The sequence below is a fragment of the Streptomyces sp. NPDC006259 genome (assembly GCF_042870975.1).
In the GTDB taxonomy this organism is placed as follows: domain Bacteria; phylum Actinomycetota; class Actinomycetes; order Streptomycetales; family Streptomycetaceae; genus Streptomyces.
This window is the reverse complement of the sequence record NZ_JBIAHY010000004.1, coordinates 361,616-384,270: the sequence shown is the minus strand read 5'-3', so window position 1 is coordinate 384,270 and position 22,655 is coordinate 361,616. Positions and strand designations below refer to the sequence as shown.

The window sequence follows — 22,655 nt, the reverse complement described above, 5'->3', positions numbered from 1 at the left end:
GACTCCTTCGGAGAACACCGGAGAGGCGGCCTGTGCGGACGCCGGGGACCTCACAGCTCCCCCATCCGGCGGATGACCGGGGCGACGCGCTGGACGCCGTGGCGGTAGGCGCCGCGGGCGGCGCGGCGGACGATCCGGCGGACCGGGCCGGGTCCCCCGTCCGAGGCCGGGACGCCGGACAGCGGACTGCCGTCGGGGCCGAGGTGGTGGCGGGCGAGGATGCCGGGGAGGTAGCCGGGGGCGGTGGCGGGTGTGTAGTACGGGGTGAGCGGCGGCAGGCCGCCGGGGCGGTCGAGCAGCTCCGCGATGCGTGCGCGGGCCGTGTCGAAGGCCCGTTCGTACGAGCCTCCCCCGGCGGCGACGCCCTGCCGGGCCACCCACTCCGCGTCGGGTGCCGGCCGGTGCCCGGCGTCGAGCTGGTCCCAGGAGGCGAGGCAGCCGGAGCCGACGAAGTGGTGGTTGCCGAGCGCCTCGCGCACCCCGAGGTCGGTGAGGACCGCGGTCGGGATCCGGCGGTGCAGGGATTCGAGGGCGGCGGTGGAGCTGACCGTGACCATGAGGTCGGTGCGGTCGAGGACCTCGCCCATGTTCCCGTAGACCAGGCGGAAGTTGGCGGGCGGGTCGAGCCGCTGGGCCAGCTTCTGGTACGGCGACTCCTCGATGTGGGTGGTGTGTTCGCCCGGCCTGGAGCGGAGTTTGAGCAGCACCTCGCGGTCGGGGTGCTGCTCGGCGTGCCGGATCAGCCGTCGGAGCAGGTAGGCGCGGTCCCCGCGGCTCTCCGGCACGGAGGGCTGGGCGGCGAAGACCACGGTGTACGGGTCGTGCGCGCCGGTGTAGGGGGCGCCGCCGAGGAACGGCAGGGCGACCTCGGTCACCGAGGAGGCGTCGGCGCCGACCCCGTCGTACACGGCACGGAAACGCTCGGCGTCCTGACGGGAGTTGGCGAGGACGAGGTCGGCGCCGTGGCGCAGCAGCAGACCGTCGGCGAGCTTCTCGTAGACGACGCCGACGTAGCCGGTGACGACGACGGGCCGCTCGCCGCCGTCCTCCCGGATCCGCTTCAGCCCGTGCAGGACGGCCTGGACGCCACCGCCGACCAGCGCGAGGACGAGGACGTCGTACTTCTCGCTCGCCATGGCGCGCAGGAACTCGACGGCCGTCACCTCGCGCAGGGAGTCGGCGGGCACGCCGACCTCGGCGAGCTGGCGGGGGGTGGGGGTCGCCCGGCCGCGCAGGAGGTAGCCGTCGAGGACGGGGACGACGCGCGCGCCGTCCCGCGGTCCGGTTTCCCCGGACGGGTCCGGCCGTCCGCCCGGAGCGATCCGGCGCGCGGTCGACGCCCCCCATTTCCAGCGGGTGTCGGAGTCCGCGAGTACGGCTATCCGCAAAGGCTTCGAAGTACGTGGTGGCACATCGAGGACGCTAGAAAGCGAATCCCGGGCTTTGCCCAACCTCGACTCAACGGGAAGTTAACAGCGCGCCACCGCTTTCCGAACCGGCCCGTCGACTCCCGGGAAGAACACGGGGTGCACCGATCCGACACATCGCGTTCATCACCCGTACCCGCACCGGCAATTCCCACCGCCGGGCGCACTTCTAGGATTTCGGCGTGCCCAAGCTTTCCGTGATCGTGCCGTTCTACAACGTCCAGCAATACGCTCCGGACACCCTCAGAAGCCTTCACCTGAATGCCCGTCCGGATTTCGAGTTCGTGCTGGTCGACGACTGTTCGAAGGACGGGACTCCCGCCCTTCTCGAACGGGCCGCCGACGCACTCGCGGAGGTCGCCCAGGTGCGCCTGATCCGTCATGAGGAGAACGGAGGGCTCGCCACCGCGCGCAATACCGGACTGGACGCCGCGCGGGGCGAGTACCTGACGTTCCTGGACGGCGACGACTGGCTCGCGCGCGGCTATCTGACCGATCTGGTCACCGCGATCGAGGAACTGGGCTGCGACTTCGTGCGCGTCGACCATGTGCAGGCGACCGGACGGGCCCGCACCCTGGTCCGGCATCCGCACGGGCTGCGCGGGGAGGTGCTGGACCCGCGGGAGGCGATCCTGCCGGCGGACCGCTCGACGTCGGTGGACTATCCCTACGCCTGGGCCGGCGCCTACCACCGCCGTCTCGTCGACCGCGGGCTGCTGCACTTCACCCACGGTCTGCGGACCGCCGAGGACCGGCCGTGGATCTGGAAGCTGCACCGGGAGGCGGAGTCGTTCGCCGTGCTGGATCTGCTCGGGGTCTTCTACCGGCGCGGGGTCGCCTCCTCCCTCACCCAGATCGGCGACGCCCGCCAGCTGGACTTCATCCGGGCGTTCGACCAGGTCGTGGAGGAGACCGCGCGGGACCGCGAGGCCGACCGGCTGCTCCCCAAGGCGGTGCGCACGTACTGCGCGATCATCGCCCACCACCTGGGCGAGATCGAGAAGTTCGAGCCGCCGGTGGCCAGGCGGCTGCGCGCGATGAGCGCCGCGGCCGTCAGGCGCATGCCGCAGGACCTGCTCGCCGAGGTCCTGGACACGATGGACCTGGAGCGCTCCTCCACACTGCGCCGGCTGCGCCGCAGGATCACCTCCTCGAAGACCGGCACCCCGAAGGCGGCCGCCTGATGCCTCGCACGACCCAGATCTTCTGCGCCTCCACGCTGTACGGCGTCGCCACACTGGCCGCCGCGCTGGACACCGGTGCCTTCCCCGCGGCGGACCGCCGACTGCTGCTGGTGTGCAACAACACGACGACGCCGGAGACCACCCCGGCCGTCGACGAGATGCCGGGCTTCGCACCGCTGCGGGACCGCTTCGACGCGGTGCTGTCCTGGAACGAGGCGATCAGCCCCTTCCATCCGGGCGCCTGGGCACCGCGCCGCGACGACGTGCCGCTCCTGGAGCGCTGGCTGCGGCTGCTGTGGGGGCTGGGCGAGGACCGGGTGGAGATCGTCCTGGAGTCGATCCAGGTCAACCCGGCGCAGGCCATCGCTCAGGTGTTCCCCGGAGCGCCCGTCGACGTGTACGCCGACGGGCTGATGAGCTACGGCCCGACCCGCAACAGGATCGACCCGCTGATCGGCACCCGCGTGCGCCGGCTGCTCCATCTCGACCTGGTGCCGGGGCTGGTCCCGCTGCTGCTGACCGAGTTCGGGGTGCCCGCGCGGACCGTGCCCACGAGTGGCTTCCTGAAGGTCCTCGGCGAGATCGGCGAGGCCGTGCCGGAGCTGCCCGCGCTGCCCGACGACTGCGCGCTGCTGCTGGGCCAGTACCTGTCCGCGCTGGACATCCTCACCGCGGAGGAGGAGGAGGATCTGCACGTGCGGATGGTGCGGGGGGCGGTCGCCCGCGGGCACCGGTCCGTGGTGTTCAAGCCGCACCCGACCGCGCCGGCCCGCTACAGCCGCGTCCTGGAGGCGGAGGCCGGGAGGCTCGGCGTCGACCTCACCGTGCTGGACACACCGGTCCTCGCCGAGGTGCTGTTCGCCGGGGCACGGCCGGCGCTGGTGGTGGGCTGCTTCTCCACCGCCCTGTTCACCGCGTCGACGTTCTACGGGCTGCCCGTCGCCCGGATCGGCACCGTGCAGTTGATGGACCGGCTCGCCCCGTACCAGAACAGCAACCGGATCCCGGCCGTGCTGGCGGACGCGCTGCTGCCGGACCTGGAGGACGGCGAGGGCGAGACGCGCCTTCCGCGGGAGTCGCTGTCCGATCTGGTCAGGACGGTGGGCTATGTGATGCGGTCCCAGATCCATCCGGCGCTGCGCCCGGTGGCCGAGGAATACCTGCGCACCCGACTCGGGCCACGCACCCGGCGGTACTTCAAGCGCAGGCGGCTGACCGCGCTCGGCCTGCCGGGCGGCATCCCGGAGCGGCTGTCGTTCCTCCCCCGCAATTCCACCGCGCGCCGGGTGGCGCGACGGGCCGGAGCACTCCGCAAGGCGGTACGCCGGACCAAGACCTCGGGCAAGCCGGTACGGCGGGTGTGAGCGGCGGCTGCGAACGGCGGCTCCGGGCGGGAACCGGCGCGTCCTGGCGAAGCGGCGGTCCGACGGCACCGACCACGCCACCCACGGAGCAGGGCAGCATGATCCGCCGCTACGTCATCCGGTGAGACCGCCCCGCCGACGACCGGCACCCGCGCGCCGTCGTCGGCAGGGCGGACGTTGCCCGACGCGGCACCAGCACCGGCTCAGAACGCGTCGCTCGGCACGTAGGTGCCCCAGATCTCGCGCAGGGCGTTGCACACCTCGCCGACCGTCGCGCGGGCCTTGAGGGCGTCCTTCATCGGGTAGAGGACGTTGTCCTCCCCCTCGGCGGCCTTCTTCAGCTCGGCGAGGGCGGCGTCGACCGCCGCCTGGTCGCGCTCGGCGCGCAGCTTCGCCAGGCGGTCCGCCTGCTGGGCCTCGATCGCCGGGTCCACACGGAGCGGCTCGTACGGCTCCTCCGCGTCGAGCTGGTAGCGGTTGACGCCGACCACGACCCGCTCACCGGAGTCGGTCTCCTGGGCGATGCGGTACGCGCTGCGCTCGATCTCGCCCTTCTGGAAGCCGTGCTCGATCGCGGTCACCGCGCCTCCGAGGTCCTCGACCTTGGTCATCAGCTCCAGCGCGGCGGCCTCGACGTCGTCGGTCATCTTCTCGATGACGTACGACCCGGCGAAGGGGTCGACCGTCGCCGTCACGTCCGTCTCGTAGGCGAGGACCTGCTGCGTGCGCAGCGCCAGCCGGGCCGACTTGTCGGTGGGGAGCGCGATCGCCTCGTCGAAGGAGTTCGTGTGCAGCGACTGGGTGCCGCCGAGGACGGCCGCCAGCCCCTGGACGGCGACCCGGACCAGGTTCACCTCGGGCTGCTGCGCGGTCAGCTGCACACCCGCGGTCTGGGTGTGGAACCGCAGCATCAGCGACTTGGGGTTCTTCGCACCGAACTGCTCCCGCATCACGCGTGCCCAGATGCGGCGTGCGGCGCGGAACTTGGCGACCTCCTCCAGGATCGTCGTACGGGCGACGAAGAAGAAGGACAGGCGGGGGGCGAAGTCGTCGACGTCCATGCCGGCCGCGACCGCCGTGCGCACGTACTCGATGCCGTCGGCGAGGGTGAACGCGATCTCCTGCGCGGGCGAGGCACCCGCCTCCGCCATGTGGTAGCCGGAGATCGAGATCGTGTTCCACTTCGGGATCTCGGCCTTGCAGTACTTGAAGATGTCGGCGATCAGACGGAGCGACGGCTTGGGCGGGAAGATGTACGTCCCGCGCGCGATGTACTCCTTCAGCACGTCGTTCTGGATCGTGCCGGTGAGCTTGTCGGCGGGGACGCCCTGCTCCTCCGCGACGAGTTGGTAGAGGACCAGCAGCAGGGCGGCGGGCGCGTTGATCGTCATCGACGTGGACACCTTGTCCAGCGGGATCCCGCCGAACAGCACCCGCATGTCGTCGAGGGAGTCGATGGCCACCCCGACCTTGCCGACCTCGCCGGAGGAGATCGGGGCGTCGGAGTCGTGGCCCATCTGGGTCGGCAGGTCGAAGGCGACCGACAGGCCCATCGTGCCGTTGGCGATGAGCTGCTTGTAGCGGGCGTTGGACTCCGTCGCCGTGCCGAAACCGGCGTACTGGCGCATCGTCCACGGCCGGCCGGTGTACATCGACGGGTAGACGCCCCGCGTGTAGGGGTAGGCGCCCGGCTCGCCCAGCTTCTCCGCCGGATCCCAGCCCTCGAGTGCGTCCGGTCCGTAGACCGGTTCGATGGGCAGTCCGGACTCAGACTCGCGCGCCATGGTGTGTTGCCTCCCGCTGAACGTTACTCGCCAGTTACCAGCTGGTACGGTCCGACCCTTCGACGGACTGTAGCGGTGTGCCTGCACCCGGTGGAGTGGAGCACGCTGGGACCTTGCTCACAGAGTTGCTGCGGTCCCCGTCACCACCCTGCCGGACCGTTCGCGTGGCGTCATCCGCGGGGAACATCCGGGGAGGGGACCGGGCGCCGGTGAGACGACGGGGGTCACGCGCGCGTATGACGGGCATGAGAAGCGGAACGGCCGGACGGAGACGGCTCGCCGCGCGGAGATCGCTCGCCGTGCTGGCGGGCTCGGCGGCGCTGGTGGCGGTGGGCGCCTGCACGGTGGAGCCGACCGGCGCGGAAGGCGGCGCGCCCCGCCCGCCAGGACGCGGCGACGTCGGCCCGACGGCCGTCGGCGGGCCCGCCGACGGCAAGGCGGCGAGCACCGCACCCGCGCGTCCTGCGGGCGACGGCGCCCCGAGCCCGCAGGCCTCCGCCACCGCCCCCGCTCCCCCGCCGCCGGTCCTGTGGTCGCCCGGCGACTCCGGCCGTGACATCCGCGAACTCCAGGCCCGGCTGCGGCAGGTGGCCTGGCTGTTCGACGGGCCCAGCGGGAGGTACGACGCCCGCACGGAGGAGGCCGTGAAGGGGTTCCAGGGCAAGCGCGGCCTGCCCGGGACCGGGCGGACCGACACCGTCACCTGGCAGCGGCTGCTGGGGATGACACACGAACCCGGCCGGTGGGAGCTGTACCTGATGGGCGGTCAGGCGGCCGCCGAACCCGACGACCGCTGTCTGACCGGACGCGTGCTGTGCGTGGACAAGACGAGCCGCACCCTGCGCTGGATGATCGACGGGCGGACCCTGTCGACGGTGTCCGTCCGGTTCGGCTCGCAGTACACCCCCACCCGCGAGGGTGTGTTCCACGTCTACTGGAAGTCCCGCCACCACGTGTCCACGCTCTACGACTCGTCGATGCCGTACGCGATGTTCTTCAGCGGCGGACAGGCGGTGCACTACTCGTCGGACTTCGCGGCACGCGGTTACGCCGGTGCCTCGCACGGTTGCGTCAACGTCCGGGACGAGGCGGCGATCGCGGAGCTGTTCGCCCAGGTGAGGAACGGCGACAAGGTCGTCGTGTCCTGGTGAGGCGTATGGGGCGCGGGCGGGACCGGGGGAACGTGTCCCGCCCGCGCCAGGTGCACGAGCCGTAGGTACGGGGGGAACCCCGGCTCGGTGCGAGGGCCGATGACCAGTCGGCTCACTACTTACTGCGCGGGAGCCGCCGAAAACGTCACACCTCGCGGCAGAAAACTTTCACGGTCCACGAACTCGCAGGTCAGCCGGGGTTCACGCGGTCGCCACCCACGGCCGGCCTCCCCGGCTCCGGGGCACTGCCACCCTTGCCGTGCTTCTACTCCGAGTTCCCGGTGTTCCCCGTGTTCTTGGTGTTCTTGTCGCCCGCGCCGGCCCTGCCGCCCTTACCGCCTTCGGGACCCTTGCCGCCCTTGTCGCCCTTGTCGTCCTTCCCGCCGCCGCGGCCCTTGCCGTCCTGGCCGGTCGTGCCCCCGGTCTTCCCGCCGGCCCGGCCCGCGCTCCCCCCACCGTTCCCCCCACCGTTCCGGCCGCCGTTCCCGGCGCCGTTCCGCTGGTCGCGGTGGTCGTGCTCCTTCTTGCCGCCGGTCGGCCCGCCGGAATTCTCGCCACCGGACTTCCGGCCGCCGGAGTCACGGTCGCCGGAGTCACGGTCGTCGAGGAGGCCCGTGCAGTACGCCGGTACGCGCGCGGAGCCGCCCGCCGCGCGCTCCAGGGTGCCGCGACGCTCGGCGTCCAGCGCCCGGCCGGCCTTCTTCTCACGGCAGGACGCGACCAGGTCGTCGGCGCGGGGCGCGGGGCCGCCGGATCCGTCCGTGCCGGGAGCCGGGGTGCCCTTCGTCCCCCCGCCGGGGGCCGCCGAGCCTGCGCCGGCGCCGGGCGTGGTCGGGACGAGGGGCTTGTCCGGTGCGGGCGTCGCGGCGGCCGACACGGAGGCCGCGGGGCCCGGTGCCGCGTCGTCGAACGGCGTGGGCAGGAACCCGGTGCCGGCCGCGACCGCCACCCCGCCCACCATGGAGACGGTCAGCGCGGTGGCCAGTCCCAGCCGGGCGGGACGGTTCCAGCGGGGGCGGCGACGGCCGTGCGGCCGGGCACGGCCACCGATGCGGACCACGCCGCCGTCCTCGGCGGGCGCGGGCGCGGGCCCATGGGGGCAGGCCTGCCCGGCGGAGCAGCTGTGTCCGTGGGGCAGGGGCCGCCCCGGGGAGCGGGACTTCTCGTGGGAGAGAGCCTCTCCGTGGGAGAAGTCCGAGGCCGGGTCCGGCGCGCGGTCCGCCCGGAGCTTGCGGAACGCGGCCAGGGCCGCCGCCTCGCCGGGGAGTTCCTCGTCCTCGGGGACGGGTGCGGCCGACATCGCGGCGAGCGCGTCCAGGGTCCTGGCGAGCCGGTCGGCCTCGTCGCGGTGGGCGGGTGCGACAGCGTTGTCCGCCGCCTCTCCGGTCAGCAGGCGTTCCGCCGTCTCGCGGTTCAGCCAGCGGCCGGTGGAACGGCCCACGGCGCGGCCGGCGGGGGGTTCCGCGTCCCCCGGGAAGACACTGCGATCGTCGGCCATCACATGTCCTTCCGCGTCGGCGCGCACGCGTGCGTCACACCGCCGGACGTCACCGTGCGCCCCCTTGATTCTCGCTGCGCCGGCAGCGCGTCGAGCGCGCCCGTCGCGTCCACGTCCTCGCCGAGCAGCTCGGCGAGCTTCCTCAGCCCGCGGTGCGCGGCCGTACGTACGGCGCCGGGCCGTTTGCCGAGCGTCTCGGCGGCGGTCTTGGCGTCGAGGCCCACCACCACCCGCAGGACGACCGCCTCGGCCTGGTCCTGCGGCAGGCGGGCGATGAGATCGAGGGCGCGGCCGGTGGCGAGGGCCTCGATGGCCTCGCCCGCGGTGTCGGACTCCGCCGCCCGGCCGGTCAGTTCGGTGTCGTCGCCGACGGCCACGGGGCGGCGGCCGCGCATCCGGATGTGGTCCAGCGCGCGGTTGCGGGCGATCCGGGCGGCCCAGCCGCGGAAGCGGTCGGCGTCCCCGCTGAACCGCTCCAGGTCGCGCGCTATCTGCAGCCAGGACTCGGAGGCCACGTCCTCGGCGTCGAGGTCGCCGACCAGGGTGCGGACGTAGCCCAGGAGCCGCGGGTGCACCGAGCGGTACACAGCACGGAAGGCGGTCTCGTCCCCGTCCTGCGCCGCAAGCACCGCGGCGGTCAGCTCCGCGTCGTCCCCCACGTCGTGGTTCCTCGGTCGATGGTCCGGTTCGCCGACCGCGGACGGTCGGGGCCGCTGATGGTCGCGGCCGCAGTCGGTCACGCTGCTCCAGCCGTTCCGCCGTCCGGCGCGAAAAGCACGTTACGACCTGAAACTGCCGGTCGTCCATGTGCGAACAAGACGCAACCGACTCGTGACGCGGTGGTGCCGGCTCGGGGTGTGACAGAAAACGCACTCATGGCGCTGTAGGGAGTACGGGTCGCCGCGCGGCCCGTGCCGCGCGACGGCCGGGGCCTCTCCTGTGGGGGGTGGCGGCTCCGGCCGTTGCCTTGGCGGCGCCGCCCACCAGGACTCGGGAGTCGCCTCCGTCGCATCGGCGGGCGCTGTGGCTCACCCCGGAGGTCGGGGACACGGTCGGAGCGGAGTTCGACCGGCCGAGATCGTCGTGGCGGCCGGAAGCGGTTACCGGTCTGCGCTGTGGGCCTTCGGCGTCCACCCGGCCCGCAGGTGACCCTTTCCGCTGGTTCGTTTCGGTTCGGCTCCGGCGTCACCGGCGCCCGGTGCTGCCCGTGTTACCGGTTTCGCCCGTGTTGTTTCCGGTATTTCCGGTGGTCCCAGCCTTTCCGGAGTTTCCGCTGGATCCGGAGCCCGTGTTCCCCGTGTCACCGCCGCTTGCCGCGCCTTCGGTGCTGTTCCCGCTGTTTCCCCCGCTTCCGGCATTTCCGGTGGTTCCCCCGTTTCCGGCGTTCCCGGTGTTACCGGTGTTGCCGCTGGTGTTTCCCCTTTTCCCGGTTTTCCCGGTGTTCCCGGTGTTCCCGGTGTTCCCGGTGTTCCCGGTGTTCCCGGTGGCCGTGCCGGAGCCGTTGTGGTCTCCGCTGTCCGTGGGGGTCGCCGTGGCCGACGCGGTCCGGGCCGCGCAGTAGGCGGTGACGTTCGCCTCGCCGCCCGCGGCGGTGACCAGGCGCTGCCACGCCGTCGCCTCCATCGCCCTCCCCCGGCGCGCGGCCTGGTCGTAGGCGCGGCACCGGGCCTCGGTCTCCTGGGCCGTCGACGGCCGGTCCCGGCCCGCGGCGGTGTCGGAGGACGGGGCGAAGGAGGGTTCGGCACGCCGGCCGTCGGACGCGCTCGCCGACGACGACCCGCGGCGGCCGTCGTCCGCGGTGTCCGCCGGGGAACCGGACGAGCCGATCGCGGCGACCGCGACTCCGCCGAGGGTGAGGCTCGCGAGGAGCACGGAGAGCGTGGCCTTCAGCGAGCGGACGGTGTGCCGCTGTCCACGGGGCCGCCAGTCGTCCCGCCGCCGGGTGCGGGCCCGGTGCGCACCGGCGTCCCGCGCCGCCCGGAAGGCGTCGACGGCCCGCCGTTCACGTTCCGGGCAGCCGGCCGTGTTCCGCAGGGCGCGCGCGAGCAGCGCCTCCACCCGGAGGTGGACGTCCGGGTCCGCGGCGGGGCGGGCGGGGTGCGCGTGTCGGCGGTGGACGTCCTCGCCGCCGCTCATCCGTTCACCCATGTCCGATTCCGCCTGTCGTGCTTGTTCCGGCTCTGCCTCCGGGGACGTCCGCCGCCCCTGATCCATACGGGCCACGACCGTCACCGTTCATGTCGACTCCCCCAGCGTCCGGGGACCGTCATCCGTCACACCTTCGCCGCCCAGCTGGCGTGCCAGCCGCTTCAGCCCGCGGTGCGCGGCGGTGCGGACCGCGCCGGGACGCTTGCCCAGGACGCGGGCCGCGGCGGGGCCGTCCAGGCCGACCACGACGCGCAGCAGTACGGCCTCGGCCTGGTCGCGCGGCAGTCCGCGCACCAGCTCCAGGGCCCGCTCGGTGGACAGCGACTCCACGGCCTGGTCGTGGGTGTCGTGCGGACCGGGCAGGTCGAGCACGTCCTGTTCGAGCGCCGTCGACCGGGGCCGTACCCGCAGCCTGCGCAAGTGGTCCAGCGCCCGGTGCCGGGCGATGGTCGCCGTCCAGCCCCGGAAGCCGGCCCCGTCGCCCTTGAACCGCCCGAGGTCGCGGGCGATCTCCAGCCAGGCGTCGGAGGCGACGTCCTCGGCGTCGTCGCCGACGATGCCGCGCAGATAGCCGAGCAGCCCCGGTTGCACGATGCGGTAAGCGACCGCGAACGCGGACTCGTCGCCGTCCTGGGCCCGCGTCACCGCCGCGCCCAGTTCCCCGTCGTACGCCTGCGCGCGCCGGGATTCCCCTCCCTGGCCCAAGACTGTCCTCGTTCGTGCGGAGTTCGTGGCGGGTGCGTGACGAACGCGCCGTGCACCCGTCCCGGCCGCGTCCTCGCCCCCACGGTCATCAGCGTCAGGCCTCACGGAAATGTCACAGGACGTCGTCGGCGCCGGCTCGGCCCCTTCCCGTGGGACCGTGCCGGTGCCGGTGGCGGGTCCTGGCGTCAGGCCGCCGCTCCCCTGGCCGTCGCACCCCTGTCCGGGGTCCGCCGGGCCCTGCCGTGCAGGGTCAGGTAGAAGGTGTGCAGGGAGTCGTCGGTGCCGCCCGCCGCGAAGCGGTTGACGACCTTGCCGAGGGGGTTCCAGACCCGTCCGTCCGGCATGCGCACCCCGACGGGCTGGCCGAACCAGGCCCGCTGCCGGTCGTCGAGGTCGACCCAGACCGCGCCGGCCCGGCGGACCAGCACCTCGCCCACGTACGCCCCGAGTTCGACCAGTGTGTCGTGCGCCCGTTCCCGGTCCGCGCCGCCCTTGCGCACCCCGTCGACCAGGAAGTCGACGACGCGCAGGCTGGCGACGGAGTAGTCCAGCGGCAGCCGGCCGCGTGCGCCGACCCGCGCGACGAATCCGGCCGCGCAGGCCGTCATCCCACCCGCGTCATGCATGGAGTCCGTCCCCTCCCCTCGGGTGGGGAGACCGCCGAGCCAGGTCCCCCCGCCTGCCCCAGCGGATCGGGCCCCACAAGCGTCACCGGACCCGGCTGTGTCACTGGTCACACCGACGCGGGGGGGAGACGCCGTCACCCGCACCCGTCACACGGCACCCGGCACCCGGCCCGAGCGAAGGGACCCTTCCCTTATCCGTTCCCGAGTCGGCCGGTCGGCGGGTCGGCGCTATCCGGTCGCGTCCCGGCAGAGCAGGCGCAGGGAGCCGTGGCCGCCGAAGCAGCGGCGGGCCTCGTCGACCGGGTCCCACAGCCGGCCGTCGGGGGTACGGACCCAGTGGTCGCCGCCCGCCGCCCACCACTCGCCGCCGGTCTCGCGGACGATCACCTCACCGCCGTACGCCCCTAGCCCGCGCAGCACGCTCTCCACGGCGGCGTACGGCGGGTCCTCGCGGCGCAGCTCGTCGATCACCCGGTCCACGCGCCACAGGCTGCGCGCCGAGTAGTCGAGGTGCAGCTTTGCGCCCTCGCGGAGCGCGGTCACGGCGTCCGACGCCCATCGCTGCGGCTTGGCGGCGGCGGAGGGCCTGCCGCCCGGCTGGGTCCGCTCCGGCGTCGGAGGCCCCGCCCCGGCGCCGGTCGAGCCCTGAGTCACATTCCACGTCACATACGGAACAGCGAGGTCCGCCCGCTTTCCGTCACCCCGTTCCGGGCCGTTCCCGGGACCGGTGCAGGACCGCCCCACCTTCTCCGCACCATGGACACCAGTGACACGGGAGTGTCACTCCCGCCCCCGCGCGCCCCCGCCGGGTGATGAGTCGCGGGTCCGTGGGCTCCTCGGCGGCGGCTCGCCTCCACCGGTCCGAGGCAGTCGCCGTTCCCGCCGCTCCCCTCGGGTCATCCCCGTCCGCGCGCCCGGCGGGACACCACCGCCCGCAGCACCCGGCGCCCCTCGACCGACACCTCCAGGGCCCGGCGCAGCCCGCCAGCACCGTGGCCGGCGAGCACCTCCAGGACGGTGACCTGGCGGCGCAGTTCCGCGGCGGCGAGCGGCGGCATGTCCTGCGTACGGCCCGCGCGGCGGGAGTCGAGCGAGGAGGGGTCCTCGGCGGGGTCGAGGAGCCGGTGGATCCGGAGGGCGGCGACCGAGCAGGCGTCCGCCCAGTCCCGCACGTGTGGTGCGGTGCGTTCGGCGGGGGCCGCCGCCAGCATCCGCCGGGCGAGCAGGACGGCCTCGTCCTCGGCGCCGGTCCCGCCGTCGCCGGTGTCCAGCTTGCCGCGGACCTGCTCCACGAGTCCGCCCCAGTCGGCCGCGTCGGAGGCGTCCGCGAGGTTCCCCCACAGCGGGCGCAGGATCTCGTCGTCACCCCCGAGGAGCGGCACGCACCGATCCAAACAAGCCAGTCCGCTCGCGGCCAGGCCGCGTTCGTCGGCCCGGGCGATGAGGTCCACCAGGCTCATTCACGCCTCCCTGTCCAGGGCACCACCCTTACGGAGCCCGCACTTCCCCTTACTGCGTGCGACAGCCGAGGAGTGTCACAGCGGGGCGCGAGGAGAGCTTTTCGGCCAGGCGCGGGGAGGCTCCGCGGGCGGTCACCCGAGCCGGTCCGCCAGCGCCTCGAACTGCGCCCAGGTCAGTTCCGGCGCGCCCGGGTCCCACAGCTTCTGCACGGTCGCCCGCAGCGGCATCCGGATGCCGGCCGCGACCTGGTCCTGGGTCTGGGAGTTCGCCAGGTCGCACCAGACGGCGAAGGTCCCGCCGAGGATCTGGTCGTCGTAGCGCGCGGGCACCGGCGTCGTGCCGCGCAGCACGCGCGGGGTCCACCGCTCGTAGATCCGCTGCCCGGTCGGGTAGACGAAGGTCTGCGGCTCGCCGAGGACGTAGTACAGGAACTCGTCGTTGTAGTTGACGACCTTGCGGCCCGCGCTCAGGTAGTCGACGGGCGGGCGCGCGCCGATCTCCTTCCCGGTCCAGTAGGCGACCTGGAGGGGGGCGTCGGCCTTCACGGACGTGCCCTTGAGGAAGCCGTCGTTCCAGGCCCGCACGGTGCGATCGTGGGTGCGGACGGTGTCGGCGCGGTCGTCGAGCCAGCCGGTCGCGAGGTCGGCGACGGTCGCGCCGGAGCCGTACCGCTCCCGCGCGGCGGCGGCGAGCTGCGGGTAGGAGGCCTGCGGGTCCGCGACGGTCAGGGCCTGGTACTCGTCGCCGCCCAGGTGCCACTGGCTGCCGGGGAACAGCTCGGCGTACTCGTCGAGCAGGTCGTCGAGGAGGGCCGCGGAGGCGTCCTGGGAGATGTCGATCGCCCCGCGCGTGGCGACACCGCGCGCGTTGCGCAGTTGCCGTTCGGGGTGGGCGGCGAGGACGGCGCCCAGGTGTCCGGGCGAGTCGATCTCGGGCACGACGGTGATGTGCCGGCTCTCCGCCAGGTCGACGATCCTCCTGACCTGCGCCTTGGTCAGATGCTGTGGGGAGACGATCTCGGGGTGGGTGTCGGACTGGATCCGGAAGGCCTGGTCGTCGGAGAAGTGCAGCCCGATCTCGTTGAACTTCAGGTCCCCCAGCTCCCGCACCCGGTCCTCGATCCACCCGGCGGTGAAGTTCTTGCGCGCGATGTCCAGCATGAACCCGCGCCGCGGCTTGGCCGGCTCGTCGCGCACGACGCCCTCCGGCGCGGTGCCGCCGCCGTGCACCTCCTGCTTCAGGGTGCGGGTGCCGTAGAACACGCCCGCGTCGGACGGCCCGCTGACGGTGACCCGCCCGCCGCGCACGGTCATGGTGTACGACTCCGGGTCCGCGCCCTCGTCGTCGTTGAGCGCCAGCCGCAGGTCCCCGGCGCGTACGTCGTCCCGCTCGCCCGCGTACGTCATCCCCAGCTCACCGGCGACCAGCCGGCCCTCGTCGGCCAGGTCCCCGTCGCTCACCACGACCCGCCGCCCGGCGGCCGGCCGCCAGCCCGGCCCGCGCGCGGGCGTGTGCGCCCGGACGGCGGGAATCGTCCGGGGAGCCCGGGAGAGGGCGTACGACCGGCTGGGGGACGGGCTCGCGCTCGACGCCGAGGGGGCCGGATCACCGCTCACCTCGACGGACGCGCCGCCGGCCCGGTCCGCCGCCGACCCCGCGGGCGTGCCGCCGCCGTCCCCGGCGGCCCAGACGCCCACGCCCGCCCCGAGCACGACGACGAGCCCGCCCGCCAGCAGGGCCCGCCGTACGGTCTTCTCCCCCGGCCTCTTCTCCGGCGTCCCGCGCCGGTGCCTGTGCCTGCTCACCCCGCCAACCTACGGCCCACCTCCGGCCGGGGCGCGCCGGACGAGTCCACCACCCGTTCCGAAACGCTCCCGTGCGGGTGAAAATTCGGGCATCCGTCGGACACGTGGTGACCACTCTCGATAACGTGACGTCACACCCTTCACCGAATCCCCTGCCACACCCCACGTGACGCGAGGATCCACGCTGTCTGCGCACCGTCTCTCCGACCTTCCGGACCGGCTCGTCGTACCGGCCCTCCCGGAACAGACACGGACCCCGCCGCCGGCCCCCACGGCGCTGGACGGGTTCAACGGCGTGCCCGCGGCCGAGGCCCGGCACCTCCTCCTCAGCTGCCTGCGCAGCCCCCGCTGGGCCCACCGCGTCACCGTGCACCGCCCGTACCCCACCCTGGACGCCGTCCTGGCGGCTTCGGACGAGGCGGCGTACGACCTGACGGCGTCCGACCTCGCGGAGGCCCTGGCCGGGGAGTCGCTCCCCGCCCTGTCGCCCCACGCGTACGGCGCGGCCCACATGGCCCTGAACGCGGCGCACGCGGCGTACGAGGCCCGCTTCGGCCACCTGTTCGTCATCTGCCTGGACGGCGTACCCCCGCACGAGAGCCTCGATCACACCCTGGAAGCCATCCGGTCACGATTGGCGAACGATCCGGAGGAGGAACGGGTGGTGACGGCCGAGGAACTGCGGCGGCTGGCCAGGGCACGGCTGGCCAGCCTTCTGAGGACCGGCGGATAACAGCACACCCCACCCCATTTGCCCCACTCGCTCACTCCTTCGCGTGCCACTTTGATCACACCGGTAGGCCCGCTGTAAGCCGAGCGCCGACGCGTGGCTACGATGCTGGGGGCCGGTGGACCGTACCCGGCCGGGCCCGTCCGACGCCGAAGCCGGCAGGCCCCAATCCCCGCTCCCGGAGGGTTCTTCCGTGCCGGCTGGAACGCTGTACCGCGGCCGGGAAGGAATGTGGTCCTGGGTGGCTCATCGAGTCACCGGCGTCCTCATCTTCTTCTTCCTGTTCGTACACGTGCTGGACACCGCACTCGTGCGTGTCTCCCCCGAGGACTACGACAAGGTCGTAGCCACGTACAAGACCCCGATCGTCGCCGTTCTGGAGTACGGCCTGGTGGCCGCCATCCTCTTCCACGCGCTGAACGGTCTGCGGGTCATCGCCGTCGACTTCTGGTCGAAGGGCACGCGCTACCAGAAGCACATGCTCTGGACCGTCGTCGGCATCTGGGTCGTGCTGATGCTCGGGGCGGTCTACCCCGTCCTCGGCCACGCCGCTCGTGAAGTGTTCGGGAGCTGAGACAGATGGCCACCACTGAAACCACCGCGTCCGGGATCGGCCCCGTCGAGGGCGCGTCCCGGTACGACGTCGACAATCCGGCGCCCCTGATCGAGGCCCCGCGCAAGCGGACCAAGAAGTCCCCGAAGTCGACCCGGGGCAACTTCGAGATGGCCGCCTGGCTGTTCATGCGCCTCTCCGGCGTGGTGCTGGTCGTCCTGGTCCTCGGTCACCTGCTGATCCAGCTGGTGCTGGACGGCGGCGTGTCCAAGATCGGCTTCGCCTTCGTGGCCGGCCGCTGGGCCTCGCCGTTCTGGCAGGTCTGGGACCTGCTGATGCTGTGGCTGGCGATGCTGCACGGCGCCAACGGCCTGCGCACGGTCATCAACGACTACGCGGAGCGCGCGAACACCCGGCTGTGGCTGAAGGGCCTGCTCTACACCGCCACGGTGTTCACCATCCTGCTGGGCACGCTGGTGATCTTCACCTTCGACCCGAACATCCGCTAGGCACGGGGCTGAGGTAATCCACTCATGAAGATCCACAAGTACGACACCGTCATCGTCGGCGCCGGCGGCGCCGGTATGCGCGCCGCGATCGAGTCGACGAAGCGCAGCCGGACCGCGGTCCTGACGAAGCTCTACCCCACCCGCTCCCACACGGGCGCGGCGCAGGGCGGCATGGCCGCCGCGCTGGCCAACGTGGAGGAGGACAACTGGGAGTGGCACACCTTCGACACGATCAAGGGCGGTGACTACCTGGTCGACCAGGACGCCGCCGAGATCCTGGCGAAGGAGGCCATCGACTCGGTCCTCGACCTGGAGAAGATGGGCCTGCCGTTCAACCGCACCCCGAACGGCACGATCGACCAGCGCCGCTTCGGCGGTCACAGCCGCAACCACGGCGAGGCCCCGGTCCGCCGGTCCTGCTACGCGGCCGACCGCACCGGCCACATGATCCTTCAGACGCTGTACCAGAACTGCGTGAAGGAGGGCGTGGAGTTCTTCAACGAGTTCTACGTCCTGGACCAGCTGATCACCGAGGTCGACGGCGTCAAGAGGTCGGCCGGCGTCGTGGCGTACGAGCTGGCCACCGGTGAGATCCACGTCTTCCAGGCGAAGTCCGTGATCTACGCCTCGGGCGGCACCGGCAAGTTCTTCAAGGTGACGTCGAACGCGCACACGCTGACGGGTGACGGGCAGGCGGCGGTCTACCGCCGCGGCATCCCGCTGGAGGACATGGAGTTCTTCCAGTTCCACCCGACCGGCATCTGGCGCATGGGCATCCTGCTGACGGAGGGCGCCCGCGGTGAGGGCGGCATCCTCCGCAACAAGGACGGCGAGCGCTTCATGGAGAAGTACGCGCCCGTCATGAAGGACCTGGCGTCGCGTGACGTCGTGTCCCGGTCCATCTACACGGAGATCCGTGAGGGCCGCGGCTGCGGCCCCGAGGGCGACCACGTCTACCTCGACCTCACGCACCTCCCGCCGGAGCAGCTGGACGCCAAGCTGCCGGACATCACCGAGTTCGCCCGCACCTACCTCGGCATCGAGCCGTACACGGACCCGATCCCGATCCAGCCCACCGCGCACTACGCGATGGGCGGCATCCCGACGAACGTCCAGGGTGAGGTGCTCGCCGACAACACCACGGTGGTGCCCGGTCTGTACGCCGCCGGCGAGGTGGCGTGCGTGTCCGTGCACGGCGCCAACCGGCTGGGCACGAACTCGCTGCTGGACATCAACGTGTTCGGCAAGCGCGCGGGCATCGCCGCCGCCGAGTACGCGCAGAAGGCCGACTACGTCGAGCTGCCGGAGGACCCCGCGTCCCTGGTCGTCGCTCAGATCGAGCGGCTGCGCGCCTCGACGGGGACCGAGCGGGTGTCGACGATCCGTCGCGAGCTGCAGGAGACCATGGACGCCAACGTCATGGTGTTCCGCACCGAGCAGACGATCAAGACGGCGGTCGAGAAGATCGCCGAGCTGCGCGAGCGCTACCTGAACGTCTCGATCCAGGACAAGGGCAAGCGGTTCAACACCGACCTGCTGGAGGCCGTCGAGCTGGGCAACCTGCTCGACCTGGCCGAGGTCATGGCCGTCTCCGCCCTCGCCCGCAAGGAGTCCCGCGGCGGTCACTACCGCGAGGACTACCCGAACCGCGACGACGTCAACTTCATGCGCCACACCATGGCGTACCGCGAGGTGGGCGACGACGGCACCGAGTCCATCCGTCTCGACTACAAGCCGGTCGTCCAGACCCGCTACCAGCCGATGGAGCGTAAGTACTGATGGCTACCCCTGTTCTGGACAAGGCGGACTCGGCCCCCGAGCCCGGTTTCGCCGACTCCCCGTACATCACGGTCACCTTCCGGATCCGCCGGTTCAACCCGGAGGTCTCGGCCGAGGCGCTGTGGGACGACTTCCAGGTGGAGATCGACCCCAAGGAGCGTGTCCTCGACGCCCTCCACAAGATCAAGTGGGAGCTGGACGGCAGCCTGACCTTCCGCCGTTCCTGCGCCCACGGCATCTGCGGCTCCGACGCGATGCGGATCAACGGCAAGAACCGCCTCGCGTGCAAGACGCTGATCAAGGACCTCAGCCCCGAGAAGCCGATCACGGTGGAGCCCATCAAGGGCCTCACGGTCCTGAAGGACCTCGTGGTCGACATGGAGCCGTTCTTCCAGGCGTACCGCGACGTCATGCCCTTCCTCATCACGAAGGACACCAACGAGCCGACGCGTGAGCGGCTCCAGACGGCCGAGGACCGCGAGCGCTTCGACGACACCACGAAGTGCATCCTGTGCGCCGCGTGCACGTCCTCGTGCCCGGTGTTCTGGAACGACGGGCAGTACTTCGGCCCGGCGGCCATCGTCAACGCGCACCGCTTCATCTTCGACTCGCGCGACGAGGCCGGCGAGCAGCGCCTGGAGATCCTGAACGACCGTGACGGCGTCTGGCGTTGCCGTACGACGTTCAACTGCACGGACGCCTGCCCGCGTGGCATCGAGATCACCAAGGCGATCCAGGAAGTGAAGCGGGCGCTGATCACCCGCCGCTACTGATCCTGGCGCGAACGCCGAGGGCCCCGCTCCATCTGTACGGAGCGGGGCCCTCGGCGTCGGAGCGGGCGGGATCAGCCGCGCAGGACGCGGCCCTGGGCGTCGGTGCGGTCGTTGCTCGTCAGGAACAGGATGCCGTCGATCAGCGCCCAGATGCCGAGGCCACCGCAGGTGAGGAGCTGGGCGACGCCCACGCCGACGGAGCCGACGTAGAAGCGGCCGATGCCGAGGGTGCCCAGGAAGAGCTGGAGGATGCCCGCGACGATCTTCGACTTGTCGGAGTACGGACGGCCCAGCGGGTCGACGCCGTAGGGGGCCTCGGGGGTGGGGACGGTCATGAGAACTGCTCCTGGGTTGCTTCGGGTTCCGGCGATTCCGCAGCTGGTCGCTCCGGAAGGGGGAGTCCAGGAGGGATGCGAGTCCACATGCGCCGAGCTTGCGCCGACCGTGCGTCGACAACGTCCGCGCACGCTTTTCGGCCATGCGGGACTTCCCCCCTGTGAGCCGTGAGCCTAGAGAACACCGAAGGTAAGAAGGGAGTAGGAACGAACGATCGTTCCTATTCCGTGATCAATTCCCGCCAACCGCCGGGTACCCGGAAGGGTTTGCGCACCGGCGTCCGAGGGGGCGGGCGGCACCGGGCGAAGGGGCGGACCACGGCGGGCCGTCCTAGAGGACGTTGCGCACGACGGTCCACGTCACGGCGAGTCCCAGGATCACGGCCTGCGAGCGCCTGCCGAGCGTGGGCCGCCAGCGGCGGCCGCGCAGCCCCTCCCCCGTCCAGCGGCCCCACAGCGCGAGGGCGAAGGGCGAGGCGAGGAGCAGGGCGCGGTTGTCCAGCCAGGCGGCGCCGAGGTGACCATGCATCAGGTCGTACGTCATGCGGGTGCCGCCGCAGGCGGGGCACAGCAGGCCGGTGACGAAGCGGAACGGGCACCGGGGCAGCAGGTGCCCGCCCTCGTGCGGGTCGGTGACGTACAGGTAGGCCGAACCGGCCAGACCGGCGGCGAGCACCGCGAGGGGTGCCGCCGCCGGGTGTCGCAGGAGGGAGCCGGGCTCCCCGCCCACCACGTCAGCCACGCAGGATCCGGCCCTGGGCGTCGGTCTTGTCGTTGCTGGTGAGCAGGATGATGCCGTCGATCAGCGCCCAGATGCCGAGGCCGCCGCAGGTGAACAGCTGGGCGAGGCCCAGGCCGACGTGGCCGATGTAGAAGCGGCCGACACCGAAGGTGCCGAGGAACAGCTGGAGGATGCCCGCGACGATCTTCGACTTGTCGGACAGGGGCCGGCCGTAGGGGTCGTAGCCGTAGGGGGCGTTGGGGTCACCGGTGTAGGCGCCGGGCGGGACCGCGCCGGGGGGCGGGTAGCCGCCCTGCGGGTAGCCCTGCTGCTGGTAGCCGGCCTGCTGGTAGCCCTGCTGCGGGGCGCCGTAGGGGCCGGGCTGGCCGGGGTAGGGCTGCTGGCCGGCGTTGGGGTACCCGTAGCCGGGCTGGGGCGGCTGCTGAGGCTGCTGCGGCTGTTCGGACAAGGTGACCCCCGAGGCGTTTCGGTGTGCGCGGACGTAGTGAGTTCACGTCATCTTGCACGAAGATTCCGCCGCCGGTGAAGCCAGGCCCGTGCGAGGTCCGTGCGAGGGCCGGGCAAGAGCGAGGCGCGGACGGGGCGCGGACGGGGCGTCGGCAGGGCTGAGTCCGCCGCCGCGGACGCCCGTTCGCGGGCACGGCCGTCGACAATCACCTGATTCGTCCGGGCGTCCACCTATTCTGACGGTATGTCAGATGACGAGTCCTACGAACTGCTCGGGTTCGACAACGTCCTGCTGCCCGTCGGCGACCTCGACGAGGCCGTGCGCTTCTACGAGCGGGCCGGGTTCGCCGTGGCGTTCCGGTTCGACGAGGCCGGGATCGCGTTGCTGAAGGTCGGGGGCGAAACGCCCGGCATCCTGCTGCGCGCCGAGGAGGCGCTCGGGCACCGGCCGCCGCCCTGGCCCTCCCCGCGCGTCTGGCTGGAGGTGCCGGACGCGCGCGTGGCGGCCCGCGCACTGGCGGACGCGGGGATCGACACCCTGGACGAGCCCTTCCCGGTGGCCACCGGCTGGACCGTCGAGGTCGCCGACCCCTGGGGGAACGTCCTCGGCCTCACGGACTACGCCAAGCGGCCGGAGCTGGGCCGCAGGCTGTGACGCGGGGCGGGGCGTGAGCGCGGCGCGCGGGGGCGTGGGAGCCGACGGCACCGCGGCGGGTGGGGCGGGTCCGGGGCCACCCGGCCGGCGGACGCACAGCCGTACGGCCGGTCGGTCGTACGACCCCGTGCGGGGCCCGGATCCGCGCCTCCCGCCTGTGACGACGGCTCCCGCCCCACTGGTTAGGCTCTCTTCCCGTGCCCGCGAACAACGACGGCCCCGCCGAGGCCGCTCCCCCGACCCGGTCCCCCGAGGCCGCCGCCCCGACCAAGTCGGAGCAGACCCGCGCGCTGATCCTGGAGACGGCGATGCGGCTGTTCCAGGAGCGCGGCTACGACAAGACCACCATGCGGGCCATCGCCCAGGAGGCCGGGGTCTCCGTCGGCAACGCGTACTACTACTTCGCCGGCAAGGAGCACCTGATCCAGGGCTTCTACGACCGGCTCGCCGTCGAACACCGGGCGGCCATCGGGGAGCTGCTGGAGCGGGAGAGCGGCCTCGAGGCGCGGCTGGCGGGCGTGCTGCGGATCTGGCTGGACGTGGCCACGCCGTACCACGAGTTCGCGGTGCAGTTCTTCAAGAACGCCGCCGACCCGGACAGCCCGCTCAGCCCCTTCTCGCCGGAGTCGGAGCACGCGCGCATGGAGGCCGTCAACGTCCACAAGGAGGTGCTGGCCGGGTCGAAGGCGAAGGTGCCGGAGGAACTGCGGGAGGTCCTGCCCGAGTTGATGTGGCTCTCCCAGATGGGCCTCGTCCTGTACTGGATCTTCGACCGTACGGAGGGCCGCGAGCGCAGCTACCGGCTCGCCGAGCGGGGCGCGCGCCTCACCGCGCGGGGGGTGGCGCTGGCCCGCTTCCGGGTGCTGCGGCCGCTCGTCCACGAGGTGCACGAGCTGTTCACGGACTTCCTGCCCGGCATGACGAAGGCCCTGCCGGACCCGGCGAGGAAGCAGCCGCCGGGCCCGGCCGAGTAGCCCGC

Annotated in this window: 23 protein-coding genes; 10 read left to right on the top strand and 13 right to left on the bottom strand. The window is 72.5% G+C overall.

The genetic code is table 11. The annotated features are described in order from the left end of the window. Positions 1–50: 50 nt before the first annotated feature. Positions 51–1,412, bottom strand: coding sequence for a DUF6716 putative glycosyltransferase (locus ACFYO5_RS18355; RefSeq protein WP_388709727.1), 1,362 nt, complete (start codon positions 1,410–1,412; stop codon positions 51–53). 197 nt (positions 1,413–1,609) lie between these two features. On the opposite strand from ACFYO5_RS18355, the gene ACFYO5_RS18350 reads away from it, so the two are divergent. After that, on the top strand, positions 1,610–2,611 hold the full coding sequence (locus ACFYO5_RS18350; protein ID WP_356560185.1) for a glycosyltransferase family 2 protein: 1,002 nt from the start codon (positions 1,610–1,612) through the stop codon (positions 2,609–2,611). After that, positions 2,611–3,975, top strand: a complete 1,365-nt coding sequence (locus ACFYO5_RS18345; RefSeq protein ID WP_388709725.1) for a polysialyltransferase family glycosyltransferase — start codon at positions 2,611–2,613, stop codon at positions 3,973–3,975. Before ACFYO5_RS18350 ends, ACFYO5_RS18345 begins: the two co-directional genes overlap by 1 nt. 203 nt (positions 3,976–4,178) lie before the next feature. Here ACFYO5_RS18345 and ACFYO5_RS18340 read toward each other — a convergent pair whose 3' ends face one another. Then, positions 4,179–5,759 (bottom strand): methylmalonyl-CoA mutase, encoded by a 1,581-nt coding sequence (locus ACFYO5_RS18340; protein ID WP_388709723.1) that lies wholly within the window; start codon positions 5,757–5,759, stop codon positions 4,179–4,181. Positions 5,760–6,004: 245 nt separating this feature from the next. Here ACFYO5_RS18340 and ACFYO5_RS18335 point away from each other — a divergent pair, with 245 nt between their 5' ends. Next, a complete protein-coding gene (locus ACFYO5_RS18335) occupies positions 6,005–6,910 on the top strand; it encodes a L,D-transpeptidase family protein (protein WP_388709721.1) in 906 nt (301 codons plus the stop codon). Between the two features lie 265 nt (positions 6,911–7,175). Here the strand turns inward: ACFYO5_RS18335 and ACFYO5_RS18330 are convergent, their stop codons facing one another. The 8 genes from ACFYO5_RS18330 to ACFYO5_RS18295 all read right to left on the bottom strand — a co-directional run bounded on the left by ACFYO5_RS18330 (position 7,176) and on the right by ACFYO5_RS18295 (position 15,081). Further along, a complete protein-coding gene (locus tag ACFYO5_RS18330) occupies positions 7,176–8,408 on the bottom strand; it encodes a hypothetical protein (protein WP_388709719.1) in 1,233 nt (410 codons plus the stop codon). Further along, positions 8,408–9,067: an RNA polymerase sigma factor gene (locus tag ACFYO5_RS18325; protein WP_388709717.1), complete on the bottom strand. Its 660-nt coding sequence runs from the start codon at positions 9,065–9,067 to the stop codon at positions 8,408–8,410. The genes ACFYO5_RS18330 and ACFYO5_RS18325 overlap by 1 nt, the downstream gene beginning before the upstream one ends. A gap of 526 nt (positions 9,068–9,593) precedes the next feature. Beyond that, entirely contained in the window at positions 9,594–10,556 is a 963-nt protein-coding gene (locus ACFYO5_RS18320) for a hypothetical protein (protein WP_388709715.1), read from the bottom strand. An 87-nt stretch (positions 10,557–10,643) separates the two neighbouring features. Beyond that, positions 10,644–11,261 carry an RNA polymerase sigma factor gene (locus ACFYO5_RS18315; RefSeq protein WP_388709713.1) on the bottom strand — a complete coding sequence of 206 codons (618 nt, stop codon included), beginning with the start codon at positions 11,259–11,261 and terminating at the stop codon, positions 10,644–10,646. 185 nt (positions 11,262–11,446) lie between these two features. Next, the gene (locus tag ACFYO5_RS18310; RefSeq protein ID WP_388709711.1) at positions 11,447–11,887 is read right to left on the bottom strand and encodes a hypothetical protein; all 441 of its coding nucleotides are present in this window, start codon (positions 11,885–11,887) and stop codon (positions 11,447–11,449) included. Positions 11,888–12,115: 228 nt separating this feature from the next. Then, positions 12,116–12,541, bottom strand: a complete 426-nt coding sequence (locus ACFYO5_RS18305; protein ID WP_388709709.1) for a hypothetical protein — start codon at positions 12,539–12,541, stop codon at positions 12,116–12,118. Between the two features lie 242 nt (positions 12,542–12,783). Continuing rightward, positions 12,784–13,347 carry a hypothetical protein gene (locus ACFYO5_RS18300; protein WP_388709707.1) on the bottom strand — a complete coding sequence of 188 codons (564 nt, stop codon included), beginning with the start codon at positions 13,345–13,347 and terminating at the stop codon, positions 12,784–12,786. 132 nt (positions 13,348–13,479) lie between these two features. Continuing rightward, positions 13,480–15,081 carry a glycoside hydrolase family 20 protein gene (locus ACFYO5_RS18295; protein WP_388710408.1) on the bottom strand — a complete coding sequence of 534 codons (1,602 nt, stop codon included), beginning with the start codon at positions 15,079–15,081 and terminating at the stop codon, positions 13,480–13,482. Between the two features lie 238 nt (positions 15,082–15,319). On the opposite strand from ACFYO5_RS18295, the gene ACFYO5_RS18290 reads away from it, so the two are divergent. The 5 genes from ACFYO5_RS18290 to ACFYO5_RS18270 all read left to right on the top strand — a co-directional run bounded on the left by ACFYO5_RS18290 (position 15,320) and on the right by ACFYO5_RS18270 (position 19,497). Beyond that, on the top strand, positions 15,320–15,886 hold the full coding sequence (locus tag ACFYO5_RS18290; RefSeq protein ID WP_388709705.1) for a 2-oxo-4-hydroxy-4-carboxy-5-ureidoimidazoline decarboxylase: 567 nt from the start codon (positions 15,320–15,322) through the stop codon (positions 15,884–15,886). Between the two features lie 190 nt (positions 15,887–16,076). After that, positions 16,077–16,457, top strand: coding sequence for a succinate dehydrogenase, cytochrome b556 subunit (gene sdhC, locus ACFYO5_RS18285; RefSeq protein WP_356560197.1), 381 nt, complete (start codon positions 16,077–16,079; stop codon positions 16,455–16,457). A 5-nt stretch (positions 16,458–16,462) separates the two neighbouring features. Next, positions 16,463–16,945 carry a succinate dehydrogenase hydrophobic membrane anchor subunit gene (locus tag ACFYO5_RS18280; protein ID WP_356560198.1) on the top strand — a complete coding sequence of 161 codons (483 nt, stop codon included), beginning with the start codon at positions 16,463–16,465 and terminating at the stop codon, positions 16,943–16,945. Positions 16,946–16,969: 24 nt separating this feature from the next. Continuing rightward, positions 16,970–18,724 (top strand): succinate dehydrogenase flavoprotein subunit, encoded by a 1,755-nt coding sequence (sdhA, locus tag ACFYO5_RS18275; RefSeq protein WP_356560199.1) that lies wholly within the window; start codon positions 16,970–16,972, stop codon positions 18,722–18,724. Next, positions 18,724–19,497 (top strand): succinate dehydrogenase iron-sulfur subunit, encoded by a 774-nt coding sequence (locus ACFYO5_RS18270; protein ID WP_356560200.1) that lies wholly within the window; start codon positions 18,724–18,726, stop codon positions 19,495–19,497. Before sdhA ends, ACFYO5_RS18270 begins: the two co-directional genes overlap by 1 nt. A gap of 71 nt (positions 19,498–19,568) precedes the next feature. Here ACFYO5_RS18270 and ACFYO5_RS18265 read toward each other — a convergent pair whose 3' ends face one another. From ACFYO5_RS18265 to ACFYO5_RS18255, 3 genes are all read right to left on the bottom strand, one after another. Continuing rightward, positions 19,569–19,832: a TM2 domain-containing protein gene (locus tag ACFYO5_RS18265; RefSeq protein ID WP_356560201.1), complete on the bottom strand. Its 264-nt coding sequence runs from the start codon at positions 19,830–19,832 to the stop codon at positions 19,569–19,571. Between the two features lie 331 nt (positions 19,833–20,163). Continuing rightward, complete coding sequence (locus tag ACFYO5_RS18260; protein WP_388709701.1) at positions 20,164–20,574, bottom strand: DUF2752 domain-containing protein; 411 nt, start codon at positions 20,572–20,574, stop codon at positions 20,164–20,166. Then, complete coding sequence (locus ACFYO5_RS18255) at positions 20,567–21,022, bottom strand: TM2 domain-containing protein (protein WP_356560203.1); 456 nt, start codon at positions 21,020–21,022, stop codon at positions 20,567–20,569. The genes ACFYO5_RS18260 and ACFYO5_RS18255 overlap by 8 nt, the downstream gene beginning before the upstream one ends. A 243-nt stretch (positions 21,023–21,265) precedes the next feature. Here ACFYO5_RS18255 and ACFYO5_RS18250 point away from each other — a divergent pair, with 243 nt between their 5' ends. Both ACFYO5_RS18250 and ACFYO5_RS18245 read left to right on the top strand, forming a co-directional pair. Beyond that, positions 21,266–21,676, top strand: coding sequence for a VOC family protein (locus tag ACFYO5_RS18250; RefSeq protein WP_388709699.1), 411 nt, complete (start codon positions 21,266–21,268; stop codon positions 21,674–21,676). A 197-nt stretch (positions 21,677–21,873) separates the two neighbouring features. Continuing rightward, a complete protein-coding gene (locus ACFYO5_RS18245; RefSeq protein ID WP_388709697.1) occupies positions 21,874–22,650 on the top strand; it encodes a TetR/AcrR family transcriptional regulator in 777 nt (258 codons plus the stop codon). Positions 22,651–22,655 lie beyond the last annotated feature (5 nt).